This is a genomic window from Desertihabitans aurantiacus (assembly GCF_003344635.1).
Taxonomy (GTDB): domain Bacteria; phylum Actinomycetota; class Actinomycetes; order Propionibacteriales; family Propionibacteriaceae; genus Desertihabitans; species Desertihabitans aurantiacus.
Window position 1 is genome coordinate 1 of record NZ_QPKK01000505.1, and the last position, 1,202, is coordinate 1,202.

The following is a 1,202-nucleotide window of genomic DNA, read 5'->3' on the forward strand; positions in this document are numbered from 1 at the left end:
GTGGGAGCGCCCGCCCGCGGTCTCGCGGGCCCGCACCAGCCGGTCGGCCAGGGTGACGTCGCCGCGGGTGCCGCCGCGCAGCAGCGCGTAGTGCTCCACCTGCGACATCGACTCCACCCCGCCGGCCAGCACCACCTCGGCGGCGCCGGTGGCGACCATCGCGGCGGCGTCGAGCACCGCCTGCAATCCCGAGCCGCAGCGGCGGTCCACCTGCCGGCCGGGCACCCCGGTACCCAGCCCGGCGTCGAGGGCGGCGACCCGGCCGACCGCCGGCGCCTCCCCGTTCGGGTAGCACTGACCGAGCACCACGTCGTCGACCTCGTCCTCGGCGAGCCCGGTGCGGCGGGCGAGCTCGGCCAGCAGCCCCGCGGCCAGGTCGACCGCGGCCACCCCGGCGAGCGCCCCACCCATCCGCCCCACCGGGGTGCGCAGCGGCTGGCAGATCACGACGTCGTCCACGACCAGATCCAACCACCGCGGCGGTGCCGCCCCCACCCCGCCGCCGACCCGGCCCGGTTCCCACCCCGGCGCCGAGCGGTGCAGGATCAGCGGGACGGGACCCGACCGGAGGAGCAGCGGTGGACGTGATGGCGATGGCCCGGGCCGAGCGCAAAGAGCTGGCCGACCTGCTGGACACGCTGACGCCGCAGCAGTGGGAGCACCCGACGCTGTGCAGCCGGTGGACGGTCAGGGAGGTGGTGGCTCACCTGGTCAGCTACGAGGAGCACGGGCGGTCCGACCTGCTGCGCCGGCTGCTGCGCGCCCGGCTGCGTCCCGGACGGCTCAACGACGCCGCGCTGGACGACTACCGCGACCGCAGCCCGGAGCAGCTGGTGGCCTTCCTCCCCGACCACCTCACCCCGCAGGGCACCACGGCCAGCATGGGCGGCCGGGTCGGGCTGGTCGACGCCCTGGTGCACGCCCAGGACATCCGGCGTCCGCTCGGGCTGCCGCGCGAGGTGCCCGCCGACCGGCTGGCGGTCTGCCTGCCGTTCGCCGTCACCGCGCCCCCGCTGCGCGGCTTCTGGCACGGCCGCGGGGTGCGGCTGGTCGCCACCGACCTGGGCTGGTCCACCGGCCGCGGTCCGGAGGCCCGGGGCCCGGGCGAGGCGGTGCTGATGGTGCTGGCCGGACGCGCCGGGGTGGCCCGCTACCTCACCGGTCCGGGGGCGGAGCTGCTGCACCGCCGGTTCGGCTGACGC

Annotated in this window: 2 protein-coding genes; one reads left to right on the forward strand and one right to left on the reverse strand. The window is 77.7% G+C overall.

Features of this window, described 5'->3' with window-relative positions; translation table 11 throughout:
• Nucleotides 1–459: thiolase family protein (locus DVA66_RS20540; protein ID WP_456297823.1), on the reverse strand; the 459-nt coding region annotated here is incomplete at its 3' end.
• A gap of 128 nt (nucleotides 460–587) precedes the next feature.
• Here DVA66_RS20540 and DVA66_RS20545 point away from each other — a divergent pair.
• Complete coding sequence (locus tag DVA66_RS20545; RefSeq protein WP_232822107.1) at nucleotides 588–1,199, forward strand: maleylpyruvate isomerase family mycothiol-dependent enzyme; 612 nt, start codon at nucleotides 588–590, stop codon at nucleotides 1,197–1,199.
• Nucleotides 1,200–1,202: the final 3 nt, after the last annotated feature.

Coding starts and splice junctions, on each gene's coding strand:
- DVA66_RS20545 (WP_232822107.1), top strand. CDS start 588: ATGGCGATGGCCCGGGCCGAGCGCAAAGAGCTGGCCGACCTGCTGGAC.